Here is a 7,170-nt window from a genome sequence, read left to right as displayed (position 1 = left end):
CTCTTGATGTCCCACAAATCAGGATGGATATCGCATTTGCAACTGAACTGGGCAATGGTGCCGTCAATGGTGATACGACACATCACGGGAACGGAACCGTTCTTCTTGGGAGCGTTCTTTTTGAGGTAGAACAGAACCTTAAACGTACTACGCATAACTCTGACTTTTTACGGTTTACAAAACTATTCATTGTCAGGTTATTTGTTGCTATGCAAAATATTGTCGTTCAATGGTAAAGAAACAATCCGCAATTTATTTGCCTGTTTCTTTTCATCGACGTACCTTTGCAGGAGGTAATCCCCGAAGTTCAGGTCGGATTTTGTGCTGTTCGTTACCGCTTTTCCCAATCCTCACTTGCAAAGGAGGTGGTAATGTTTTGGTAACGTTGCTCTGTCCGAAATTGGTATAACCCCGTCTTTTCGAGGTTTTGCTCCGAAAGGCTTAAAAATCAGAACCGACTGACTCACAAATCATTCACGCTATTTCGCCTTTTCTTGAACCTTGGGGATAGATTTTCTCCAAAAGGCTGCCCCGTCGGGGGATTCCCCGCTCAGCAATAGGGAAATGCCGTCGCCCTTTTAGGTATTTCTGTTTTCTGTTTCGGCGTGCAGCCATTATCTTTGCCACAGAGAAAACAAGAACCCGATGTTGAACCCTTTAAACGCTGCAACCATGAAAAGATTTACGATGATGGTGGTGATGCTGGCCGTCACAGCCGTTGCCACCCGTGCCATGTCATACCACGAAGCCCGCAACCGGGCGCTCTTTCTGGCCGACAAAATGGCCTACGAACTGGACCTCACCGACGAGCAGTACGAGGCTGTTTATGAAATCAACCTCGACTATCTGATGGGGCTCGACGGCCGCCGGACGGTCTATGGCCCTGCCTGGGACTGGCGCAACCGCGAGTTGCGCCGCGTGTTGGCCACGCTGCAATATCGGGCTTATGCCGCTGCCGACTATTTCTACAGGCCGGTGTTCTGGGCCCACAACCGCTGGAATTGGCTGGTCTACAGCCGTTACGACCGCGGTCGTTTCTATCGCGGCCGTCCCGTGGCCTTTGGCATCTATCGGGGTGGGGGTCGTCGCTGGCATGCCGAGCCTCCGCGCCCCATGCCCCGTCACGGCATGGATCCGGGGCCGCGCTTCGACCGTCACGACGGCTGTCCCGGGCCGCGTGGGCACCATCGGCCGCGCCCCAACTGGCGATGAGCCCGCCGCGGCCCTGCGATTGCGCCGTAACGGCCCTGCGATTGTGCCGTAACGGCCCCGCGATTGTGCCGTAACGGCCCTGCGATTACGCCGTAACGGCTTTGCGATTACACTGCTATGATAACACGAAGACGCCGCGACAATCCTCTTGGAAAGATGTCGCGGCGTTGTGGTATCAGCCAGTTTGCGGAGCCGACTGTCTGCCGTGGGTGGGCTTCCACCTTATTATATATAAGGCTCCACCTTTTATATATAGAGTCAGAGCCGGGCGCAGTGGGTGAAGAGGCCGGGGAAGGCTTGTGCCAGCCCCGCGGGTTCCTGGCGGAAGATGCCGAAGATGGCGCTACCGCTGCCGCTCATCTGGGCGTAGACGGCCCCAAGGTCATAGAGCCGCTGCTTGATGTCGGCCAGCACGGGATGGGCCTTGAACACGGGTGTCTCGAAGTCGTTGGTGAGCTCCCGACGCCAGGTTTCGATGGGCTGGCGCACGATGTCGCGGCAGCTCTTGGCGGGCTTTTGGCAGCGAATCTGGGCGTAAGCCTCACGGGTGGACACGGCCACGTTGGGCTTGGCCAGGGCCAGCCAGTAGCCTTTGAGATTGCCCCGTGGGCCGTCGGCCGGTTCGAGCACTTCGCCGCGCCCGGTGGCGAATGAGGGTTCGGCGGTGATGAAGAAGGCGCAGTCGGAGCCCAGACGGGCGGCATGACGCTCCATCTCGGCAATGCCAATGTTGAGACGGAAGCGCTCGTCGAGCAGTCGAATCATGAATGCCCCGTCGGACGAGCCGCCGCCCAGCCCGGCCTGCGAGGGGATGCGCTTGTAGAGGTGGGCATGGATGCGCGGTATCTCGTACTCGGCGGCCAGCAATTGGTAGGCTTTGACCACCAGATTTTGCGCTTCGTCGCAGTCCACGGCATTGCCCGTCACCTTGAGGTCGCAGGGTGTCGCCGAGGGAAAGTCGGGATCCATGTGCTTGATTTCGAGCACGTCGGTCAGGGGAACGGGGTAGAACACGGTTTCCAAGTCATGGAAACCATCGGCACGCTCGGCGATGATGTTCAGTCCGAGGTTTATCTTTGCACAGGGAAATGTCAGCATGGCATTCGGTTTTTGATCTATGCAAAAATACGCAAAATCTGACGAGAAGCGAATCCCCGTCCTTATTTTTTTTGAATCCGGGGGCAGATTGGCGTTTTTTTCGTAATTTTGCGACTATAAAATCAAGACGACATGCCAGAAAACAATAATAGCGGCAGGCCTGTGGCCAACCGCCGCAAAGCCCCGGCCCCCATCGATCCGGCCTACGGACACCTGCAGCCGCAGGCCCCCGACGTGGAACGGGTGGTGCTGGGTGCACTGATGATAGACAAGGACGCTTTCTCGGTGGTCTCGGAAATGCTGCGGCCGGAGACGTTCTACGAACCGCGCCACCAGAAGATATTCACCGCCATCCAGACGCTCAACATGAACGAGACGCCGGTGGACATCATGACCGTGACCAACGAGCTGCAGCGCGAGGCCACGCTCGACGACGTGGGTGGGGCCACCTACGTGGTGGACCTCACGGCCCAGGTGGCCTCGTCGGCCCATATAGAATACCACGCCAAGATACTCCATCAGAAGTTCCTGGCCCGCCAGCTCATCTCTTTTGCCAGCAATATCGGCACTAAGGCTTTCGATGCCACAGTCGACGTGGACGAGCTGATGCAGGAGGCCGAGGGCAACCTCTTCGAGCTCTCGCAGCGTAACATGAAGCAGGACTACACCCAGATCGACCCCGTGATACGCCAGGCTGTGGACATCTTGCAGAAGGCATCGGCCAACTCCGACGGTCTCACGGGCATCCCGTCGGGCTTTACCAAGCTCGACGATATGACCTCGGGCTGGCAGAAGAGCGACCTTGTCATCATTGCCGGACGCCCTGCCATGGGCAAGACCTCGTTCGCCTTGTCCATCGCCAAGAACATTGCCGTGGACTATCAAACGCCTATTGCTTTCTTCTCTTTGGAGATGAACAACGTGCAGCTAGTGGACAGACTCATCTCGAATGTGTGCGAAATCGAGGGCAAGAAGATTATGAATGGCCAGCTTGCCCGCGACGAGTGGGAGCGGCTCGACAAGAATCTGGCCAAGCTGACGGGAGCACCTGTGTATATTGACGACACGCCGGGCATGTCGATCTTCGAGCTTCGCACCAAGGCGCGGCGGCTGGTGCGCGAGAAAGGAGTGAAAGCCATCATGATAGACTACCTGCAACTCATGAATGCCAACGGCATGCGGTTTGGCAACCGGCAGGAAGAGGTATCCACCATCTCGCGTTCGCTCAAGGGCCTGGCCAAGGAACTCGACATCCCCATTCTGGCCCTCTCGCAGCTCAACCGAACGGTGGAGAACCGTGAAGGACTGGAGGGAAAGCGACCCCAGTTGAGCGACTTGCGAGAGTCGGGAGCCATTGAACAGGATGCCGACCTGGTGCTCTTCGTGCACCGTCCGGAGTACTATCATATCTATGAAGACGAGAAAGGCAACGACCTGCGCGGCAAGGCACAGATCATTATAGCCAAGCACCGTAAGGGCGCTACGGGCGATGTGCTGCTGGCTTTCCAGGGGCAGTACACCCGATTCGCTAATCCCGAGGATGCCATGCTGGCCCCGCTGCCCGCTGATTTTGGCGGTGGAGAGATCATCAGTTCCCGGTTGAACCAGGACGACGGCGACCCTTTCGGCGGCATTCCGACGGTGAATCCCTTTTAGATGATGTTGATTTATCATGAAAACAAGCAAAAAAGTAACAGATTATTTGCCTGTGTCGGCTGAATTGTTTACCTTTGCAAGCAGATAAAAGAGAAAGAACAGATGACACGCTCATACATCATTCTAAGCATTGCGATTAGCATTCGACTGCATCCTGTGGCCGGAAGTGAGAATGTGTGCACGTGTGTCTGACGAGCGACGACATAGCAGAGCCTTTCCACTTCCGTTGAGTGGGAAGGCTTTTTTCGTTTAAAAGGACAAAACAATAACAACAGCATGAGCGACAGACTTTACATTTTCGACACGACGCTACGCGATGGCGAGCAAGTGCCGGGGTGCCAATTGAACACGGTGGAGAAGATACAGGTGGCCAAACAACTGGAGCTACTCGGCGTGGACGTGATTGAAGCCGGGTTCCCTATCTCCTCGCCGGGCGACTTCAATTCGGTGGTAGAAATCTCGAAAGCCGTGACATGGCCCACCATCTGTGCGCTCACGCGTGCGGTGGAGAAAGACATCGACGTGGCTGCCGACTCGCTGAAGTTTGCCAAGCACAAGCGCATCCACACAGGAATAGGCACCAGCGACTCCCACATCAAGTACAAGTTCAACTCCACGCGCGAGGAAATCATCGAGCGTGCAGTGCGTGCCGTGGCCTACGCCAAGAAGTATGTGGAGGACGTGGAGTTCTATGCCGAGGATGCCGGACGCACGGACAACGAGTATCTGGCCCGCGTGGTGGAGGCCGTCATCAAGGCCGGCGCCACGGTGGTGAACATTCCCGACACCACTGGCTACTGCATGCCCGACGAGTATGCAGCCAAGATTCGCTTTCTGAAAGAGCATGTGAGCAACATCGACCAGGTCGTCATCTCGACCCACTGCCACAACGATCTGGGCATGGCCACGGCCAACACCATCGGCGGCGTGCTCGCCGGCGCGCGTCAGGTGGAGGTAACTGTGAACGGTCTCGGCGAGCGCGCGGGCAACACTTCGCTGGAGGAGATTGCCATGATACTGAAGTGTCACAAGAACATTGGCATCGATACGAACATCAATACGCGCAAGATCTATCCCATCTCGCGCATGGTGTCGTCGCTGATGAACATGCCTGTGCAGGCCAACAAGGCCATCGTGGGGCGTAATGCCTTTGCCCATTCGAGCGGCATTCATCAGGACGGCGTGCTGAAGAACGTGCAGACCTACGAGATTATCGACCCCAAGGACATCGGCTTGGACAACAACGAGATCGTGCTGACAGCCCGTTCGGGCCGCGCCGCGCTGAAGTATCGGCTGCAGGTGAACGGCGTAGACGTGGACGATGAAGAGAAGCTGGACAACATCTATCAAGCTTTCTTGCGGTTGGCCGACAAGAAAAAAGAGATAACCGACGACGATGTGTTGATGCTGGCCGGTGCCGACACGGCGGCCAATCATGCCGTGAAACTGGACTACTTGCAGGTGACGGCCGGCAAGGGCGTGCGTAATGTGGCCAGCATTGGACTGGACATTGCGGGGCAGAAATTCGAGGAATCGTCGTCGGGCAACGGCCCGGTGGACGCTGCCATCAAGGCACTGAAGCGCATCATTCACAAGCACATGGTGCTCAAGGAATTCACCATTCAGGCCATCTCCAAGGGCTCGGACGATGTGGGCAAGGTGCACATGCAGGTGGAATACGACGGTAATGTCTACTTCGGTTTCGGCGCCAACACCGACATTGTGACGGCTTCGGTGGAGGCTTATCTCGACTGTGTGAACAAATTCAGAAAATAAAAAGCGAACGAATTATAGCGAACATGAATACATTATTTGACAAGATTTGGGACAGCCACGTCGTGCAGGTTGTGGAAGACGGTCCCACCCAGCTTTACATTGACCGGCTGTACTGCCATGAGGTCACGTCGCCACAGGCTTTCGACGGGCTTCGTCAGCGCGGACTCAAGGTGTTCCGCCCCGACCAGGTCTACTGCATGCCCGACCATAACATCCAGACTCACGACCAGGATAAGCCCGTGGAGGATGCCGTGGGGCGCAAGCAGATAGAGACGCTCGACCGCAACTGTGAAGAGTTTGGCGTGACGGAGTTCAAGATGAACACCAAGGAGAACGGCATTATCCATGTGGTGGGCCCCGAGACGGGCCTGTCGTTGCCGGGCATGACCATCGTGTGCGGCGACTCGCACACCTCTACCCATGGAGCGATGGGGGCCGTGGCCTTTGGCATCGGCACGTCGGAGGTGGAGATGGTGCTCTCGTCCCAGTGCATCTTGCAGCAGAAACCCAAGTCGATGCGCATCAGCATCAACGGCAAACTGCGCCCCGGTGTGGTGGCGAAGGACGTAGCGTTGTATCTCATGGCGAAGCTCACCACCTCGGGAGCCACAGGCTATTTCGTGGAATATGCCGGAGATGTGGTGCGCGACATGAGCATGGAGGGCCGACTGACACTCTGCAACCTCTCCATCGAGATGGGTGCGCGCGGCGGCTTCATCGCCCCCGACGAGACCACCTTTGCCTACATCAAGGGCCGCAAGTATGCACCCAAGGGGGCCGATTGGGACAAGGCGGTGGCCCGGTGGAAGACGTTGCGCTCGGGCGATGATGCCGTGTTTGACAAAGAACTTGTCTTTGATGCCGCCGACATTGAGCCGCGCATCACCTACGGAACCAATCCCGGCATGGGCATCGGCATCCGTGGCAGCGTGCCCACGCTGGCCGAAATCGATGAGACCGAACAGGCTTCTTTCCTCAAGAGTCTCAAGTACATGGGCTTCGAGCCCGGCGAGAAACTGCTGGGACACAAGATAGACTACGTGTTCCTCGGGGCCTGCACCAATGGCCGTATCGAAGATTTCCGGGCCTTTGCCTCGCTGGTAAAGGGACACAAGAAAGCGGCCGACGTGGTGGCTTGGCTTGTGCCCGGCTCTTGGGCCGTGGCCAAACAGATAGAGGACGAGGGGCTCGACCGGGTGCTGCACGAGGCTGGTTTTGCCATCCGTCAGCCGGGCTGCTCGGCTTGTCTGGCCATGAACGATGACAAGGTGCCGGCCGGACTCTACAGCGTGTCCACCTCCAACCGCAACTTCGAGGGCCGTCAAGGGCCGGGTTCGCGCACCATTCTGGCCAGCCCGCTTGTGGCAGCGGCAGCGGCTATTACCGGCAAGATTACCGATCCCAGAGATTTCATGTAAAGGCGAAAAC

Annotated in this window: 6 protein-coding genes; 4 read left to right on the top strand and 2 right to left on the bottom strand. The window is 57.1% G+C overall.

Annotated elements, in window-relative coordinates; translation table 11 throughout:
* On the bottom strand, positions 1 to 155 hold a 155-nt coding region (locus L888_RS14150), incomplete at its 3' end, for an Arm DNA-binding domain-containing protein (protein ID WP_245594865.1).
* 517 nt (positions 156 to 672) lie between these two features.
* Here L888_RS14150 and L888_RS0109940 point away from each other — a divergent pair.
* Positions 673 to 1,212: a hypothetical protein gene (locus tag L888_RS0109940; RefSeq protein WP_245594863.1), complete on the top strand. Its 540-nt coding sequence runs from the start codon at positions 673 to 675 to the stop codon at positions 1,210 to 1,212.
* 258 nt (positions 1,213 to 1,470) lie between these two features.
* On the opposite strand, the gene ispE is transcribed toward L888_RS0109940, so the two are convergent.
* Positions 1,471 to 2,310 carry a 4-(cytidine 5'-diphospho)-2-C-methyl-D-erythritol kinase gene (ispE, locus tag L888_RS0109935; RefSeq protein ID WP_027952784.1) on the bottom strand — a complete coding sequence of 280 codons (840 nt, stop codon included), beginning with the start codon at positions 2,308 to 2,310 and terminating at the stop codon, positions 1,471 to 1,473.
* A 132-nt stretch (positions 2,311 to 2,442) separates the two neighbouring features.
* On the opposite strand from ispE, the gene dnaB reads away from it, so the two are divergent.
* The 3 genes from dnaB to leuC all read left to right on the top strand — a co-directional run bounded on the left by dnaB (position 2,443) and on the right by leuC (position 7,160).
* Positions 2,443 to 3,966 carry a replicative DNA helicase gene (dnaB, locus tag L888_RS0109930; RefSeq protein WP_005844301.1) on the top strand — a complete coding sequence of 508 codons (1,524 nt, stop codon included), beginning with the start codon at positions 2,443 to 2,445 and terminating at the stop codon, positions 3,964 to 3,966.
* 276 nt (positions 3,967 to 4,242) lie between these two features.
* Positions 4,243 to 5,742 carry a 2-isopropylmalate synthase gene (locus L888_RS0109925; protein ID WP_005844299.1) on the top strand — a complete coding sequence of 500 codons (1,500 nt, stop codon included), beginning with the start codon at positions 4,243 to 4,245 and terminating at the stop codon, positions 5,740 to 5,742.
* A 23-nt stretch (positions 5,743 to 5,765) separates the two neighbouring features.
* On the top strand, positions 5,766 to 7,160 hold the full coding sequence (gene leuC / locus L888_RS0109920) for a 3-isopropylmalate dehydratase large subunit (protein WP_027952783.1): 1,395 nt from the start codon (positions 5,766 to 5,768) through the stop codon (positions 7,158 to 7,160).
* The last annotated feature ends 10 nt before the right edge of the window (positions 7,161 to 7,170 follow it).

This window comes from Hallella seregens ATCC 51272, assembly GCF_000518545.1.
GTDB lineage: Bacteria > Bacteroidota > Bacteroidia > Bacteroidales > Bacteroidaceae > Prevotella > Prevotella seregens.
Note: the sequence above shows the minus strand (reverse complement) of the source record. Positions and strands in the feature narration are given on the sequence as shown.